The organism is Saliniradius amylolyticus (assembly GCF_003143555.1).
GTDB lineage: Bacteria > Pseudomonadota > Gammaproteobacteria > Enterobacterales > Alteromonadaceae > Saliniradius > Saliniradius amylolyticus.
On record NZ_CP029347.1, the window covers coordinates 1,846,107 to 1,862,856 of the forward strand.

The window sequence follows — 16,750 nt, forward strand, 5'->3', positions numbered from 1 at the left end:
TAGCGGGCCCGTTGCTCTGACTTTTATCGCCAGGATCTCATTTCCCGTCGTTCTGACCTTCTGCATAGTCACTTGGAAGAGAAAAAATATTCTGTACACTAGCGCTAATCACACAAGCCGTTAACGGCTGCCCGCTCGCAAACCGAAATTATGACCACAGAACAGCCTAAGCGATTAAACAAGTACCTCAGCGATACAGGCGTTTGTTCACGCCGCGAAGCCGATAAACTCATTGAGCAAAAGCGCGTCACCATCAATGGCAAGCTGCCCGAGCTGGGCACTAAAGTCGAGCCGGGCGACAAAGTAAAACTGGATGGAAAAGTCGTGGGGGCGGTGGCGGACGATAAGTCGGATCGCATTTACATCGCCTATCACAAACCCATCGGCATTACCTGCACCACCGAGCGACATGTGAAAGGCAATATCATCGACGCCATTGGCCACAAAGAGCGTATCTTCCCCATTGGCCGACTGGATAAACCCTCAGAGGGTTTGATTTTACTGACCAGTGACGGCGACATCGTCAACAAAGTGCTGCGCGCCGAAAATGCCCACGACAAGGAATACATCGTGACGGTCAATCAGCCCATCAGTGAACGCTTTTTGAATAAAATGGCCAAGGGCGTGCCCATCCTGGGCACCGTGACCAAACCCTGCAAAGTCAGTGCGCGAGGCCGTTTTCAGTTCAGCATTATTCTCACTCAGGGGCTGAATCGCCAGATTCGCCGCATGTGTGAGTTTTTAGGCTACGACGTCACCAAGTTAAAACGCACCCGCATTATGCACATCAAGCTCGGTAAACTGCGGCCGGGACAATGGCGCAACCTCACCGAACAAGAACTGCAACAACTGAAAAGCGCGGTAAAGCACTCTAAGAAAACGGCCTGACCGCGCCGTTTTTCTAAGGCAGAGCTTGCCGGTGAAGTCTGTTATACTGCGCGGCCTTCAGCGCCAAGCTGCCTCTAACCCCTAACCAGCACTGAGAGTTTCCCTTTGATAAGCGCCGCTAACATTACCATGCAGTTTGGTTCCAAACCGCTATTTGAAAACATTTCCGCCAAATTCGGCCACGGTAACCGCTATGGCCTGATCGGCGCCAATGGCTGTGGCAAGTCCACCTTTATGCGTATTCTCAGTGGTCGCCAGACGCCTACCGCAGGCAATGTGTCGCTGGCACCGGGCACCAAATTAGGCATCCTCAATCAGGATCAATTCGCCTACGAGGAAATGTCGGTGGTGGATGCCGTCATCATGGGTGATATGGCCTTGTGGGACATCAAGCAGGAACGAGACGCCATTTACGCCAAAACGGACATGAGCGAAGAAGAAGGCATGCGCGTGGCCGACTTGGAAGTGCAATTTGCCGAAATGGACGGCTACACCGCAGAAGCCCGCGCGGGCGATATTCTCACGGCGGCGGGTATTGAAGAGAAATACCATTTTGGCCTGATGAAAGAAGTCGCCCCCGGTCGCAAGGTGCGCGTGCTCCTGGCACAGGCGCTGTTTGCCGAGCCCGATGTGTTGCTGCTCGACGAGCCCACCAACAACCTCGATATCTACACCATTCATTGGTTGGCCGAAGAGTTGAACAAACGAAAGTCCACCATGTTGATCATCTCGCACGATCGACACTTTCTGAACTCCGTGTGCACCCACATGGCGGACATTGATTATCAGGACCTGCGCATCTTCCCCGGCAACTATGATGCCTTTGTGGAAGCGGCCGCCCAGATTCAGGAACAATTGCACCATGAGAACGCCAAGAAGTCGGCCGAAATCGAAGACCTGCAAGCCTTCGTCGCACGCTTCTCGGCCAACGCATCAAAAGCCAAGCAGGCCACCTCTCGCGCGAGACGGTTAGAGAAAATTGAACTGGCGGAAGTCAAAGCCTCGAGCCGACGCCGCCCGTTTATTCAGTTTAAACAACATAAAAAGCTGCACCGGCTGGCCGTCACCCTGGAAAACCTGGGCCACGGCTACCCGGAAGTCCCGCTGTTCAGTGACGCTAACCTGCTGCTGGAAGCAGGCTCGCGGCTTGCCATTATTGGTGAAAATGGCGCAGGCAAAACCACCTTGCTCAAGTGTCTGGTCGACGACCTGACCGCCAACGAAGGCCGCATCAAATGGGCCGAAAATGCCACCATTGGCTATCTGCCCCAGGACAGCAGCCGCGACTTTGACGGTGACTGGACCCTATTTGAATGGATGTCCTTATGGCGCGGCCCCAAACACGACGATCTTCAGGTCAAAGCCATGCTGGGCCGGTTGCTGTTTAGCTCTGACGACTTCAATAAGAAAGTCAGAGTCTGCTCAGGGGGTGAGAAAAACCGCCTGCTGTTTGGCAAGCTCATGCTGCAAGACATCAATGTGCTGGTGATGGACGAACCCACCAACCACCTGGATATGGAGTCCATTGAAGCCCTCAATCAGGCGCTGCTGAATTTTGACGGCACGCTGATTTTTGTCAGTCACGATCATGAATTTATTGCGTCGCTTGCCACGCAAGTGATTGAGATCGCCGATCAGAAGCTGAATTACTTCGACGGTACTTACGACGAATTTGTCGAGAGCAGCGCACCGATCACCGCTTAGTGCGGTATCGGCGCTACAGCGAAAGCTGATAGGCGCAGATGCCCACCGAACTTGCCAGATTGAGTGAGTCGATGCTGCCTGTACCGGGGATGGTAAAGGCCTGCGCCTGTGAGCCGGTTAAACGCTCAAGGGGCACGCCCCGCGCCTCATTGCCAAACAGATAGCAGCCATAATCCGCAAATGCGGGCGTGTTGATGTTCTCACCCTGCAAATCCAGATACGCCACCCGTTCAAAGCGCTGTGAAACTGTATCCAGGGTGACATCCAATTCGATGGGCAGATGAAAAATCGCCCCCATACTGGCGCGCACCACCTTGGCGTTAAAGGGGTCCACACTGTTGGGGCTCAGCAGTAAGCGAAAATCACCAAACCACGCCAGCGTACGAATGATGGTGCCCAAATTGCCCGGGTCCTGTACTTCATGCAGAAAAATGCACCGGCTTGTTGGCCCTTCTTGAGCCGGGTCAGCGGATAAGTTCGGCAATGGCACACAGGCCACCACACCCTGTGGTGACTTGGTATCGCTTAACTGCGCCATCTGCTTATCGCTGACCACCACAATGTGAAAGCCCGCGTTCAGTTCGCGCGCCCAGCTTTCCCGCCCTGCCGTTACATATAAGGTAATGCCGCTGGCCCCGGCGGGCGAAGTCATCGCGCTTTGTAATTCAATAATCAGGTGTTCGCCTTCCACCAGATAATGACCAAATTTGGCGCGGTATTTTTTCTGATGCAGTTTTTTCACATCATCCAGTTTCATATTAGCGGACCTGCTGAGAGTAGTGTTTTTGCAATTTACGCGGGCAAGTTTACAATACCCGCCGTTTTAGCGATACCAGAGCAGGCTCACACCATGGCACGATCAAAAACCAGTAAGAAATGGCTGGACGAGCACGTTAACGACCCTTATGTGAAAAAAGCGCAAGTGGACGGTTATCGCTCACGAGCCAGTTACAAGCTCATCGAAATCAACGACAAAGACAAACTCTACGGACCCGGCAGTGTGGTGGTGGACTTAGGCTCGGCACCGGGCGGCTGGTCGCAAATCGTGGCCCCTGTGGTGGGCGACAAAGGAAAGGTTGTAGCCTCAGATATCCTGCCGATGGACGGCATTATGGGCGTCACCTTTATTCAGGGCGACTTTACCGAGGAAGCCGTGTATGACGAGATCGTCAACGCACTGGAAGGCCGACAGGTCGACACCGTTATTTCGGATATGGCCCCCAATTTAAGCGGCGTGAAAAACACCGACCAGTACGCCGCCATGTATCTGGTCGAGCTGGCGCTGGATATGGCCCGCAACGTATTAAAACCCGGAGGCAGCTTCTGCGCCAAAGTGTTTCAGGGCGTGGGCTATGAAGAATATGTCAAAGACGTGCGCCAGTCCTTTAACAAAGTGCTGGTCCGCAAACCCGACGCCTCCCGCCCCCGCTCCCGCGAAGTCTATTTGGTGGGCAAAGGCTTTAAAGGCTAACGCAAAAAACTGCTGGTCGTCGTCCTGTCGGCCAGTTTCCCCAACTCCTCGAGACCGTGGATGCCGATGGCTATCAGACTGACCTGTTTCAGCCGCTGGCACGCTCACCTGAACTGATGCAGTGCACGAAGGTGCTCGTTCATTCCGATCAGGGAATTCAGTATAACTCGTCAGACTTGCGCTCTTTCCTAAAGGAGCAAAATCTTGAAGCTAGCATGAGCAGAAGAGGTAACTCTCAGATCAGGTCTGAGCTAGTACACGTTACTAAGTGAATCTCGCACAAAAAAGCCGCTAATAAAGCGGCTTCAGTCAAAAGCATCTACATCCCTGGATTCTTGTCCATTCCCGGATTTTTATCACTAAACATAGCTAGCTCCCATTGACCTTTTCTTAAAGATAGAATGTTTCACTAATCTGTGTCAATACATTAACTCGATTGAACAGAGAGCGCACCTTCCAACGCTTCCTTGAAGGTTTGGAACTCTGGAAGGTCGCGAATACTCTCAAAATCATCATCAGTAGTCAAGGAGTCAATTATTTCTTCCTTGTCGTCTTTGTCTATGGCTACTTCAAATGCTTTCTGCAATGACTCTCTCACACTGTCAAACTGGTGCTCCAGAAGGGATTGATAGCATGCAAGGTTATAGTGGTAGACCCAATTTTCAGGTTTAAGTTCAATCGACTTTCTTGCACACTCTATTGCTTTCTCAAGCTCTTCCACCCTTTTATAGCCCATTCCCAACCAGCTAATAGCTTTAGCATTATCAGGGTGGTGCTCTAAATATTCCTTGATTTTCTCAATGCCTTCGTCTGGTTTCCCACTGAACACCAGAAAGTTGCCTTCGAGTAAAAGAGTGTGGGATTTTGCCTCGTTTAGCTCTTCCCTGAGCTCACGGTCTTGCTCATAATTTTTTGCGACAGACCTTCTAACTCTCTTTATTTCTTCCTCCGTATATTGCCTATTCGACTCTATTTCTGCCTGCAACTTTTTAAGCATCGCATCACTCACACCGGAAATAATTCTGAGCCCAGAAAACCCTCCGACTATTCCTATTGCCAACACATACAGTACAACCGGAATAAGATTCTTCGGTTTGTTTTCTGGGCTCCATACTTGATCAAAAATACCTAGTTGCAAATCAAATACGGGAACAGATGCTGCTAATGCGACAAACGCTCCGCCAATCCCAATGACAATATGACCCATAAACCCTGACTCAATATCGTTCTCTGAAAAAGGCACGCGAAACTTATGAGATCCGGGCGTGCTTAGTGTAAAAATAAAGCCTCCTAAAAGACCTGCGACCACTATAAGAAAAAAAAGACACCATAATCCATACATGAATAATTCCTTTCTACATTTTTCGCTCTGGCAAAAGAGTCAGGATATCGTTTTCCTTATTTTATTGTTTTTACTGTCATATCTCTATAGATATATGCTCCCCCTTAGGGTTTGGCACTCAATTCAGATTAAAGAAAGCTACCTTTCATGAATAACTAATCTAGAAATCAGGCAAACGCGACGCTCCTGAAGCATATCAGCACTTCTTAAACCTAACGGCTGCAATACGTACTAAGCCGTCATTCAGGCTTTCAATCACGACCGTCCGCTTCTGGCACAGAACTGAACCGTCAGATTAGCCCAGTTTTGTGCTCGTCACCGCCCTATCACCTTATGGCTGGCCTACTTAACGACGGCTCTTCTTCATCAGGCCTCGGGGTCAGGTCTTGCATTTTGCAACAAGTCGACTAATGGTCAGATTGCGTCACGTTCGTGTATTATTGAAAGCACTTAACGACGATTCTTTTTCATCCGGCGGCTTTGTTCCTGGCGTTTTTCGGTGCGCGTTTCTTTGCGGTCGCGCTTGTCTGGCGTTTGAGAGCCGTCTTTAAATCGTTGCTTGCGTTTAGCCTTGGCTTCGGCTTTTTTCTTCGCCGCCGCTTCCATTTCACGCTTTTCTTCGACTAGCATCTCAGGCGTTTCCAGGCTGATGCGGCCTAGCTTGCCCGACTGCAATTCATTGAGCAGCACTTCACAGATCTTATGCAGATTGACCCGCCCGCCGCGCATAATGGCGCCGCGCTTTCTGGCGGCGGCTTCCAGAAACTCAATTTCCGTGTCCGGCAGCTCTTCCAGCTTGTAGTGGGATTGCATCACCTCGGGGTAGGCCTTGATCAGATAATCGGCGGCGTAAAAGCCCACATCATCGTATTCCATGGCAGTGTTTTTGACCGCGCCTGAGGCGGCCAGGCGATAGATGGAGTTAGGGTTTTCCAGTTTTGGCCACAGCACCCCCGGCGTGTCGTGCAGGGCAATGCCGTTATCCAGCCGAATGCGTTGCTGGCTCTTGGTCACCGCTGGCTCGTTGCCGGTTTTGGCAATGGTGCGCTGGGCCAGAATATTGATCAGGGTGGATTTGCCCACATTGGGAATGCCGGTGATCATGGCGTTGATGGCTTTCACCGAGGCGTCTCTTTCGGCGCATATCTGACGCACCATATCCAGAATCTTTCGGCTCTCGCCCGGTTTGTCGCTGGAGGTGGTGATGGTGCTCACGCCCCGCTCGCTTTCTAAGTGTGCTTGCCACTGTGCAGTGATGTCAGGGTCGGCCAGATCGTACTTATTAAGGATTTTCAAACAGGGCTTATCGCCGCGGATCTTAGCGATTTCGGGGTTTTCACTGGAATACGGAATACGCGCGTCCAGTACCTCAATCAGAATGTCCACCTGAGATAACGACTCTTTTATTTCTTTCAGGGCTTTGTGCATATGCCCCGGGAACCACTGTAAGGCCAAATCCGCTTTCCTCAATAACGCAATGACCGCTATTCTAACGCATTTTTCAGTTGGTTTAATTGTTGATCTGGCCCGCGATCTCACTTCTAAGGTCGCTAAACACTTTTACATAAGGAAGGATTAACCGGGTTAGACATTGGGGTCGTCGTCGGTGGGAATGATGAGCCTTGGGAGTAAAGGCTGACCCCATGGCCAGCCTTATCCATACCCTATCGCTTAGAAGCTAAAGGTGCGAGAGACGGAGGCCACCACACGCTCATCGGCCGTATCCCAGTCCAGGGTGGTGTCTTCGTAAGCCAGTGAGAAGTTAAAGCCCTTGTAGCTGGTCATATAGGCGGCGCGCCAGTGACGGTAAGAGCTATGTGTCCCCCACTGGTAGTCGGCCTTATCCTGAGAAGCTGACTCATCCCAGCTCAGACGCAGGTCATGACCGTCAGCCAGGCTGAAGGTATGGGCCAGCTCGATAATCGAGTGACCGGCATCGGTGCCGAAGTAGTCCCAGCTGTACCACAGGTTCATCTCGGAAGTCCCCAAGGCACTGGCATAATTAAACTTTGAGTACACTTCCGGGTAGTTACCGTCGCTGGAGTCACTGGAGCCGTGGTAGCTGTAATAGGCAATACCGTAGTCCACGCCCAGTTCATCGGTTAACTGACGATATTGACCGGCGTAAACATCAAACTCAAGATCGGCAAACTCGCCAAAATCCACATTGGAAGTCCAGGCCCCGGCATAAAAGCCCTCTTCACCGGCATAATCCAGGCTTACCTGCAATGCAGGGTCATTTTGAGTTTGGCTCACGCCGTTGAAGGTATAATCCGAGGTCAGATTCACCGTCGAAGACCAGTCCGCCACAGCCGGTGTGCTGGCAATAACGAGTGCAGAAATCAGGGTCAGTTTTTTCATTATTTTACTCCTTAATGAATGGTTTCAATTTTTTCAAAGTCGAGGGTGTTTTCTTTCGGTGAACTGTCGATGGCACGGACAGCACGATATTTGGTGACCAGAATGTAGCCCATGCAGGCAAAGTAGATACCGATAACGAGTGCCCCAACCCACTGGATGCGCAGGAAGTCCAGTTTGAACAGCAGAGTCAGCGATGCCAGTACACCGAAGTTGACCAGCCAGTACTTGAACGTGCCAAAGCGCTTAACGGTCAGGTTCAAATTGTCCGTATACAAACGGATCAGAGAGTCCAGTGAGTTAATAACGAACACAATGCCCACGAATATCATGCCAAAGGTTTTGATGCCCGAGGTATCCAGGCCGGCTTCATGGTAGTGGTAAAGCACGCTGAACCAGATAGCGATAGGGATAGACGGGAATATCAGCATCGCAGCCAACACCTGCCAGGTTTTCAGTCCACCGACAAAGCGGGCCGTGAACTGGCCGATCATGATGGACCAGGCGAACCACCAGAACAGATAAAAGGCGTGGTAGTCATTCAGTGGCAGAATGAATTCGTGGATATTGGAGAAATAACCGCCCACTAATCCCAGTGTTGAGGCGTACTTAGCCACATTAGAGCCACCGAATATATAGGCATCCAGCCAGAACCAGGCAATCAGGGCGATAAACAGCCAGGTGGAACCCAGACTCAGAATACGCACATATTTAATGTCAGTACTCGAGTAGGTTGCCAACGCAATCGCGGCAAACACAATCAGATAGAAGGTCGGAACTATGGACTCTCCATCTCCGACTCCCGGCATATACCACGGCAAATTTTTAAGCAACAGGAAAGCCGTGAAAGCGCAGGTACCTATGATCACCAGATTGTTGATGAACTTCACCGGCTTAAGCTCGAAAAACTTTACCTTGGGCTCGATCACGCAAAAATAAAAACAGGTGAGAAAGTAAAAGCCCCAGATCAGAAAACTCCAGTAGCCAAACTCAATGGCCAGGGGGTTGGTAAAGGCGTATTCGGGGTTCGCCGTGGTATCGGCGTAACCGGCAAACTCGGTGAGCGGGAACATAATCAGCCCCACGTCCAACCCAGATGTGAACAGGATGGCGATAAAGGTAAAGGTGCGCACTGGCATCTCACCAATCATGCGCAGGTTGCCCCACTTCACCAGAATAAAGAGTATGGATACCGCCGTAAAAATAATACCGGCGTTGAGCCACAGATTCATTGCGTACCTCCGCTTATTAGTATGGATTCAAAATTCATTTTTGCTCCTGGTTGTTAAGCCAAGCCCCTTGCTTTCTTCAGGACGCACGAAACCACTACAGGCACAGAGTGCCGGCAAAAAATGCGTTATCGAAAAAAGAGACTCAGCCGGTGAAAAATCGCTGAGTCAGATTCAGTCAGGCAGTGCCCGCTCCACCAGGCCAGTGCGCTGTCGCCCGGCCTCGGGCTGTTTGACGGTGACTCCGGCCGTGCTGGCCAGAGGCTTGCCGCGAATCATATCGGCGGCGCGTTCAGCCACCATAATGGTGGGGCCATTCAGATTGCCATTGGGAATAGTGGGGAAAATGGATGAGTCCACCACTCTGAGATTATCAATACCGTGAACCCGGGTTTGGCTGTCTACTACCGCCATAGCATCTTCGCCCATCTTGCAGGAGCAGGATGGGTGATAGGCACTTTCTACGGCCTGACGTACGAAAGCATCGATTTGTTCATCAGTCTTTACCTGTTCACCGGGCTGAATTTCTTCGCCGCGATAGGCATCCATCGCCGGCTGGTTGATGATTTCCCGGGTCAGACGCACACAGGCCCGAAAGCCCTCAATATCTTCCTGTTCTTCAAGGTAATTAAACTGAATCCTGGGAGCCTGCTTCGGATCGGCGGACTGTACATGCACAAAACCGCGGCTTTTGGGCTTGTTATGACCGATATGCACCTGAAAGCCGTGGCCGTCGAAGGCACTCTTACCGTCATAGCGAATGGCGGCAGGCAGGAAATGATATTGCAGATCCGGCCATTCCACCTGCTCGTTAGAGCGGATAAAGCCACAGGACTCAAAATGATTGGTGGCCCCCAGACCGTCCTTTTTAAGCAGCCAGCGACTGCCGATCAGTCCCTTACTAAACCAGTCCAGCTTACCGTTTAAGGTAATGGGCTGTTTGCATTTAAACTGAAAATAAAACTCCAGATGGTCCTGCAGGTTCTTACCCACACCAGGCAGCTCATGTTTCACCTCAATACCCGCCTCGGCCAACACCTCTGGATCACCAATACCGGACAGTTGCAGTAAGTGAGGTGAGCCGACAGAACCGGCACTTAAGATCACCTCTTGATTGGCCGTGATACGCTGGCGCTTGCCTTTGTGCTCAAATTCCACACCGGTCGCCACCTTGCCGTCGAGCATCACTTTATGGGCCAACGCGTGGGTCACAATGGTCAGGTTGTCACGTTGTCGCGCCGGGTCCAGATAAGCCCGGGCTGCCGAGCAGCGCTTGCCGCCCTGAACGGTCATATGCATGGGGCCGAAGCCTTCCTGCTGCTCGCCGTTATAGTCATCGGTTTTCAGGTACCCGGCCTCGACACCCGCGTCAATAAAGGCCTGATACAAAGGGTTTTGCATCTCATTACCGTTATTGGTGCCAAGAGGGCCTTGATCGCCACGATAGTCATCGCCCCCCAGATACCAGGACTCGGCTTTTTTAAAGTAAGGCAGGCAGTGCTGATAATCCCATTGCTCAGCCCCCTGCTCGGCCCATTCATCAAAGTCCCGGGCATGACCGCGCACATAGACCATACCGTTGATGGACGAAGAGCCGCCCAATACTTTACCCCGCGGGCAATGCATCTGACGATCATCCAAATAAGGCTCGGGCTCGCTATGAAACTGCCAGGCGTACTTTTTGGTATTCATTGGGATGGACAAAGCCGTCGGCATCTGAATAAAAAGACTTTTGTCACTACCGCCGGTTTCCAGCAGCAATACCCGGTGCTGACCGTCTTCGGTCAATCGGTTGGCCAGTACACAACCCGCCGAGCCGGCGCCGATGATAATATAGTCGTAATCTTTGGCTAAATTCATCTCACCTCCTAAAACGGGCTTTCAATGTCCTGCATTCCCACGTAGACCGACTTGGTCTGGGTATAGTGGTTCAGCGTTTCCAGACCATTTTCACGGCCCACGCCAGATTGCTTATAACCGCCAACCGGCATCGGTGCTGGTGATTCGCCGTAGCTGTTGATCCAGCAGATCCCCGCTTCCAACTGATGGACGATGCGGTGAGCACGGCGAATATCACGGCTGAAGACGCCCGCGGCTAGGCCATAATGAGTATTGTTGGCACGGGCGATGACCTCGGCCTCGTCGGAGAAGCTCAGTACCGACATCACTGGGCCGAAGATCTCTTCGCGGACGATGGTCATCTCGTCGGTGCACTGAGTGAAAATAGTCGGCTCAACAAAATAGCCTCCCTCGCAGCCCACTGGTTTTAGGGCCTTACCGCCAGTCAGTAGGGTCGCCCCCTCGGCAACACCCTCAGCGATATAATCCAGAACGACTTTCTGATGGTTTTGAGAGATCAGCGCTCCCAGGTTTGTAACAGGGTCGGCGGGATCGCCGGCTATCACATTATTTTGGGTGCGTTCTACCAAGCGCTCGAGGAACCTCGGCAAAATGGATTCATGTACAAATACCCGGGTACCATTGGTGCAGATTTCACCCTGGGTGTAGAAATTGCCCAGCATAGCGGCGCTGACCGCCTGGTCCAGATCGGCGTCTTCACAGATGATCAGCGGCGACTTGCCTCCCAGTTCCATGGTAACGTCTTTCAGTGTGCTGGCAGCACTGGCCATCACCTTCTTGCCGGTGCCAACCTCGCCGGTGAAGGACACTTTCTCAATGCCCTCAGCCTGGGTCAGCCACTGGCCGACCTCACCGTCGCCCTGAACCACATTAAAAACACCCGCTGGCACGCCTGCCTCGATAAAAATCTCGGCCAGTTTTAAGGCGCCCAGGGGCGTTTCTTCAGACGGCTTAAAGATCATGCTATTCCCCGTTGCCAGCGCAGGGGCAGATTTCCAACAGGCGATCTGGAGTGGATAATTCCAGGCACCGATTCCGGCACACACGCCCAGAGGTTCACGGCGGGTATAGAAAAAATCTTCACCGAGAGACTGCTGGGTTCCAGTAATGGTCGGGGCCAGGCCCGCATAGTATTCCAGCACCTCGGCGCCAGTTTGCACGTCCACTACCTCAGCTTCCTGAATCGGCTTGCCGGTGTCCTTTACCTCGACCATAGCCAACTCGTCGTTGCGCTCATGCAACAGGGCCACGGCTTTATCCAGAATACGGCGGCGTTCGGTCGCGGACATCAGGGACCAAACACCAAAGCCTTCTTTGGCGCTTTTTAACGCCTGCTCCCGAATAAAATCGTCGGCCTTTTCAACCTGGTAGATTACCTGCCCGGTCGCCGGGTTAACCACATCGAAGACCTCGCCAGTTTGATTGGCTAAAGCCTTGCCGTGAATGAAATTCTGATAACGCGGTAAACTCATGTTTAAACTCCGTAAGCCTGAATCAAGGTATCGATATGGGTCTTAGTGCGCCTTTCGGCTTGATCAAACAACTCATCGCCCCCCAGTAAGGCCGCCCTCAGCCAGAAACCGTCGATAATGGCGGCTGTCGTCGATGCCGCTTGTTGCGCATTGTCACGGCTCATCATCTGCTTAAAGGCGTACTTCAAATTGCTTTCCAGCCGCTTGCTGTTAACCCGCTGCAAACGATGCAGGGCCGGGTCGTGCATGGATTCGGCCCAGAAGCTCAGCCAGGTTTTGGTGGCCCGGTCTTCACGCTGTACCGAGGCAAAGTTTGTCTCCACGATACGATACAGGCGGGTCTTGGCGTCCACCGGTTCATCGGCGATGTGCTTAACCAGATTGTTATGCAGCTCGGTCAACAGATAACGTACGGTGGCCAGGATCAGCTCCTTCTTGCCTCCAAAGTAGTGGCTGATAATGCCGGAAGACAACCCAGCCTTTTTGCTGATGGTATTGATGGTGGTGTGCTGCAACCCCACCTCCGCTACCGACTCTAAGGTAGCTAAAATCAATTGTTTGCGCCTGACTGGCTCCATTCCCACTTTTGGCATAAGACCCCAGTTTTTGTTAATTGACCGTTCAATTAAAATAAATATTAACGAGATCCCCGGATCCTTTCAAGCAGAGTTCAAAATAAATCTGTAACGCTACGCTCCTCTATGTAAACTCTGAAAGCCCGTAAAACCGGCCATCGTACTGATATAACTACAAAACCTCAGACAGTAATGGAGCGATAAATAGTTAGTGTTAAATGGATTTTTTGGGCAGGAGTAAACTCAAGCACGGTGGTTTCACATAGCTAGTGCTCTAAGGATCTCCATCTCTCCCCTGATCCCCCCAGCCAATATCATCGTCACCGAGACTCGATCAGGGGTCCATTTCCAACTTGCCGAATGCGGTAGGCCAGTCCCTGGCGCACCGACCCCTTTTAGAAAGACCTAAAAGGGGCGAAAAGGTCTATAGTCGCTCCTGACTTTACAGGAATCTTACCGACTCAAGGCTCTGACTACATCGAACAAGTATTCTACAAGGCTATCGCCTCACGAAATCATCCAGGGCTTCGCGTTAGATTGAGCCTTGGCACGGCAGGGGAAAGTCAAAGCGACAAGGACTAAAACCAACCTTTACTCATCCCCTTCAACACCTCTTGAGCCACATGACTGACATATAATTTTCGGTTTTGCACCCACGGCCCGTTAAAACACCCTGTGGCGGGCAGGCGCCGGAAAAAGTGGGTTAAATATCAAGGATGAGATTTAAGCGAAGACGAACAGGGAGTGAGTGTGAGCGACCGACTTTTTCCTAGCCTGACCGTCATGTTTAGGGTGTCCACGGGCCACTAGGTCCTTTTCGCCGGTTTTGTGAGTTGACAAAACCGGCTGGCTCGCCAAGGAAGGCGAATCATATTCAAGCAGGGAAAGCCTACCCTAAATTTGAGCTATAGGACTGTACAAGAAGCACAAAGGTTGGGCTAATAAGGCTGACACTTTACCAGCACAACAGTAGTACAGAGGAGAGTTAATCCCGGCGGCGCCAGTCGGCCAGCGTCAGCTTGAGGCTGCGGCTACGAGCCCAGTAGGTAAGCAGCAGACCATCGAGCAGTAGGAAAATGGCCACCGTCCAGGAAAAGCGGAACTGCTCCCCGGCGGCCATCGCCAGTTGCAAACTGATATCCAAAAACAGGCTAATCAGTACCAACGGACGAATAAAGGCAAACAACCCCAGCCACTGCTTCTGCCACAGCCAACGCCGGTATCCGGCGATCACGGCGGCCAACAGCGCCGGTAAGCCCACCATCAGGCTTAGGTAAAAGTCCCGGTTGTCGGGATAAAACAGCGACAGGATCAGAGATTGATCCTTGATGTAGGACACTGAGGCCACCAACAGCAGATAGCCCCGGTTTAAAAACACCAGAGTCCACCACAGCCAGCGAGGCGGCCTTATACGCCCCTCATCGTCATAACGCTCGAGCGGCAGAATAATACGGGGAGCCGGGCCTGTTGATTTCTGAGTCATCAGATATAACGGCGCTGTTCGGCCAGGTAACCCATAAGCAAAAAGACGGCAACAATCACTCCACCCCGCCAGACCGAGGGCAGCAATAGAATGCCTTGCTTGATAAAGGGCGTGGCAAACAGGATAAAGGCCCCATAACCAAAGGCGCACACCAGCACAAACACCAGAGTGCGAAATACAAAAGGATAAGGCGTCAGCATACGCTTAATGTGTTTGTTAACGACATCGCCATACACCACCAGTAAAGTGGCGATAAAAGTCATCGCAATCTCGCTGTAATAGGGGCTGAGCCAGCCGGTCAGTGTCAGAAACGCCTCGCTCATGGTGCCACTCCGTGCTGTTCAAACAGCGCCAGCATCTCGTCTTCACTCATCACCTTAACGCCCAGCTCATTGGCCTTGGTCAACTTGGAGCCGGCCTTTTCACCGGCCACCAAACAGTGGGTCTTGGCCGACACACTGCCGGAGACCTTAGCCCCCAATGTCTGTAATATCGCCTTGGCATCATTACGGCCTAAGGTCGACAAGGTGCCGGTGAGTACAAAGGTCTGTCCCTCAAGCGGCTGTTCGCCCTCTGACGGCGCCTCGATCTCAGGCCACTGAAGGCCTGCCGCGAGCAGCTTGTCGACGACCTCACGGTTGTGGGCCTCGGCGAAGAAATTCACGATGTGCAGCGCCACTACCTCGCCTACATCATTGACCTCCTGCAGGGCTTCGGCGCTGGCCTGACGAATGGCCTCCAGAGTTTGAAAATGCAGCGCCAGATTCTGCGCCGTGGCCTCCCCCACCTCGCGAATTCCCAGCGAATACAAAAAGCGCGGCAAGCTGGTGTGTTTGGCCTTATCCAGCGCCTTGACCAGATTGGCGGCGGATTTATCGCCCATACGCTCAAGACTGGACAGTTGGGTCACATCCAGACCGAACAGCTCATCCGGTGAATGGACCCAGTCTTTCTCCACCAATTGCTCGATGATCTTATCGCCCAGACCATCGATATCCAGTGCTTTACGAGAGGCAAAGTGCTTTAAGGCTTCCTTACGCTGAGCACGGCAGTATAGGCCGCCGGTACAACGTGCGACCGCCTCGGCTTCGAGCTTTTCGATGCGCGAGTCACAAATGGGGCACTGCTGGGGAAACACTATCTCGCGGGCATTATCAGGTCGCTTGTCCTTAAACACCGACACCACCTGAGGGATCACATCTCCGGCCCGACGAATGCTGATAGTATCGCCGATGCAGATCCCAAGACGCTTGATCTCATCCTGGTTGTGCAAAGTGGCGTTAGACACGGTCACCCCACCGACAGATACGGGTTTCAGTCGCGCTACCGGAGTAATGGCACCGGTGCGGCCCACCTGAAACTCCACATCCACAAGCTCGGTGATCTCCTCCTGAGCCGGGAATTTCCAGGCAATGGCCCAGCGCGGCGCACGAGCCACAAAACCCAGGGCTTCCTGAGTCTCAATATCGTTGACCTTATAGACGATACCGTCGATGTCATAATCGAGCCGTTCACGGCGTTCCAGTAACTGTTCGTAGTAGGCCTTACACTCGGCCATATCCTTGGCGGTATCGGTTTCCGGACACAGCGGCAGGCCCCAGCTCTTGAGCTGCTGCAAACGCTCAAACTGGCCCGCGGCCAACTCAACTTGCCCGCCTTCCACTAACCCCATGGAATAAGCGTAAAACATCAAAGGCCGTTTAGCGGTAATGCGCGAGTCCAGTTGCCTAAGGCTACCGGCGGCGGCGTTTCTGGGGTTAGCAAATACCTTGTTGCCCGCCTTGCGCTGATTGTCGTTGAGCCTTTCGAAGCCCCTGTGGGTCATAAAGACCTCGCCGCGCACTTCCACCCGGACTGGCAGATCATCACCACGCAGCTTGAGCGGGATGTTTTTAATGGTTTTGACGTTTTCGGTAATGTTCTCGCCGGTGCGACCGTCGCCGCGCGTGGCGCCGCGCACCAGCACGCCATTTTCATAGAGCAAACTGACTGCCAGACCATCCAGTTTAGGCTCGCAGCAGAACTTAAGGTTGTCGTCCTGCTTTAACCGGTCGCTGATGCGCTTACGAAAGGCCTTAAAGCTGTCCTCATCGAAGGCATTATCCAATGACAGCATGGGCACTTCGTGGGCCACTTCGTCAAATTCCGATAAGGGTGCGGCCCCTACCTTCTGGGTCGGTGAGTCGGCGGTTTTTAATTCCGGATGCCCGGCCTCGAGCTGTTTCAGCTCTTCCATTAACCGGTCGTATTCGGCGTCCGGCACGCTGGGGTCATCCAGCACATAATACTGATAGTTGTAGTCGTTCAGGGTTTGCTTTAGAGAATCAATGCGTTGCTTGACGTTATCTGACATAGGGCTACCAATAGA

Annotated in this window: 14 protein-coding genes; 3 read left to right on the forward strand and 11 right to left on the reverse strand. The window is 52.4% G+C overall.

The window, feature by feature from the left end; translation table 11 throughout:
* Nucleotides 1–150 precede the first annotated feature (150 nt).
* The gene (gene rluF, locus HMF8227_RS08610; RefSeq protein ID WP_109339797.1) at nt 151–888 is read left to right on the forward strand and encodes a 23S rRNA pseudouridine(2604) synthase RluF; all 738 of its coding nucleotides are present in this window, start codon (nt 151–153) and stop codon (nt 886–888) included.
* A gap of 105 nt (nt 889–993) precedes the next feature.
* On the forward strand, nt 994–2,592 hold the full coding sequence (locus tag HMF8227_RS08615; RefSeq protein WP_109339798.1) for an ABC-F family ATPase: 1,599 nt from the start codon (nt 994–996) through the stop codon (nt 2,590–2,592).
* A gap of 13 nt (nt 2,593–2,605) precedes the next feature.
* Here the strand turns inward: HMF8227_RS08615 and HMF8227_RS08620 are convergent, their stop codons facing one another.
* Nucleotides 2,606–3,349, reverse strand: a complete 744-nt coding sequence (locus HMF8227_RS08620; RefSeq protein ID WP_109339799.1) for a TrmH family RNA methyltransferase — start codon at nt 3,347–3,349, stop codon at nt 2,606–2,608.
* 93 nt (nt 3,350–3,442) lie between these two features.
* On the opposite strand from HMF8227_RS08620, the gene rlmE reads away from it, so the two are divergent.
* A complete protein-coding gene (rlmE, locus tag HMF8227_RS08625) occupies nt 3,443–4,063 on the forward strand; it encodes a 23S rRNA (uridine(2552)-2'-O)-methyltransferase RlmE (RefSeq protein WP_109339800.1) in 621 nt (206 codons plus the stop codon).
* 427 nt (nt 4,064–4,490) lie between these two features.
* On the opposite strand, the gene HMF8227_RS08630 is transcribed toward rlmE, so the two are convergent.
* The 10 genes from HMF8227_RS08630 to ligA form a co-directional block, all read right to left on the reverse strand.
* Complete coding sequence (locus HMF8227_RS08630; protein ID WP_109339801.1) at nt 4,491–5,405, reverse strand: tetratricopeptide repeat protein; 915 nt, start codon at nt 5,403–5,405, stop codon at nt 4,491–4,493.
* Nucleotides 5,406–5,855: 450 nt separating this feature from the next.
* Entirely contained in the window at nt 5,856–6,860 is a 1,005-nt protein-coding gene (ylqF, locus tag HMF8227_RS08635; RefSeq protein WP_109339802.1) for a ribosome biogenesis GTPase YlqF, read from the reverse strand.
* Between the two features lie 216 nt (nt 6,861–7,076).
* Nucleotides 7,077–7,766: a TorF family putative porin gene (locus HMF8227_RS08640; protein ID WP_109339803.1), complete on the reverse strand. Its 690-nt coding sequence runs from the start codon at nt 7,764–7,766 to the stop codon at nt 7,077–7,079.
* An 11-nt stretch (nt 7,767–7,777) separates the two neighbouring features.
* A complete protein-coding gene (locus tag HMF8227_RS08645) occupies nt 7,778–8,995 on the reverse strand; it encodes a BCCT family transporter (RefSeq protein ID WP_109339804.1) in 1,218 nt (405 codons plus the stop codon).
* Nucleotides 8,996–9,166: 171 nt separating this feature from the next.
* The gene (betA, locus tag HMF8227_RS08650; RefSeq protein ID WP_109339805.1) at nt 9,167–10,852 is read right to left on the reverse strand and encodes a choline dehydrogenase; all 1,686 of its coding nucleotides are present in this window, start codon (nt 10,850–10,852) and stop codon (nt 9,167–9,169) included.
* 8 nt (nt 10,853–10,860) lie between these two features.
* Entirely contained in the window at nt 10,861–12,324 is a 1,464-nt protein-coding gene (betB, locus tag HMF8227_RS08655; RefSeq protein ID WP_109339806.1) for a betaine-aldehyde dehydrogenase, read from the reverse strand.
* A gap of 2 nt (nt 12,325–12,326) precedes the next feature.
* Nucleotides 12,327–12,917: a transcriptional regulator BetI gene (gene betI, locus HMF8227_RS08660; protein WP_109339807.1), complete on the reverse strand. Its 591-nt coding sequence runs from the start codon at nt 12,915–12,917 to the stop codon at nt 12,327–12,329.
* A 967-nt stretch (nt 12,918–13,884) separates the two neighbouring features.
* Complete coding sequence (locus HMF8227_RS08665) at nt 13,885–14,382, reverse strand: DUF2919 family protein (RefSeq protein WP_109339808.1); 498 nt, start codon at nt 14,380–14,382, stop codon at nt 13,885–13,887.
* On the reverse strand, nt 14,382–14,705 hold the full coding sequence (locus HMF8227_RS08670) for a DUF3392 domain-containing protein (protein ID WP_109339809.1): 324 nt from the start codon (nt 14,703–14,705) through the stop codon (nt 14,382–14,384). The genes HMF8227_RS08665 and HMF8227_RS08670 overlap by 1 nt, the downstream gene beginning before the upstream one ends.
* Nucleotides 14,702–16,735: an NAD-dependent DNA ligase LigA gene (gene ligA / locus HMF8227_RS08675; protein ID WP_109339810.1), complete on the reverse strand. Its 2,034-nt coding sequence runs from the start codon at nt 16,733–16,735 to the stop codon at nt 14,702–14,704. The genes HMF8227_RS08670 and ligA overlap by 4 nt, the downstream gene beginning before the upstream one ends.
* Nucleotides 16,736–16,750: the final 15 nt, after the last annotated feature.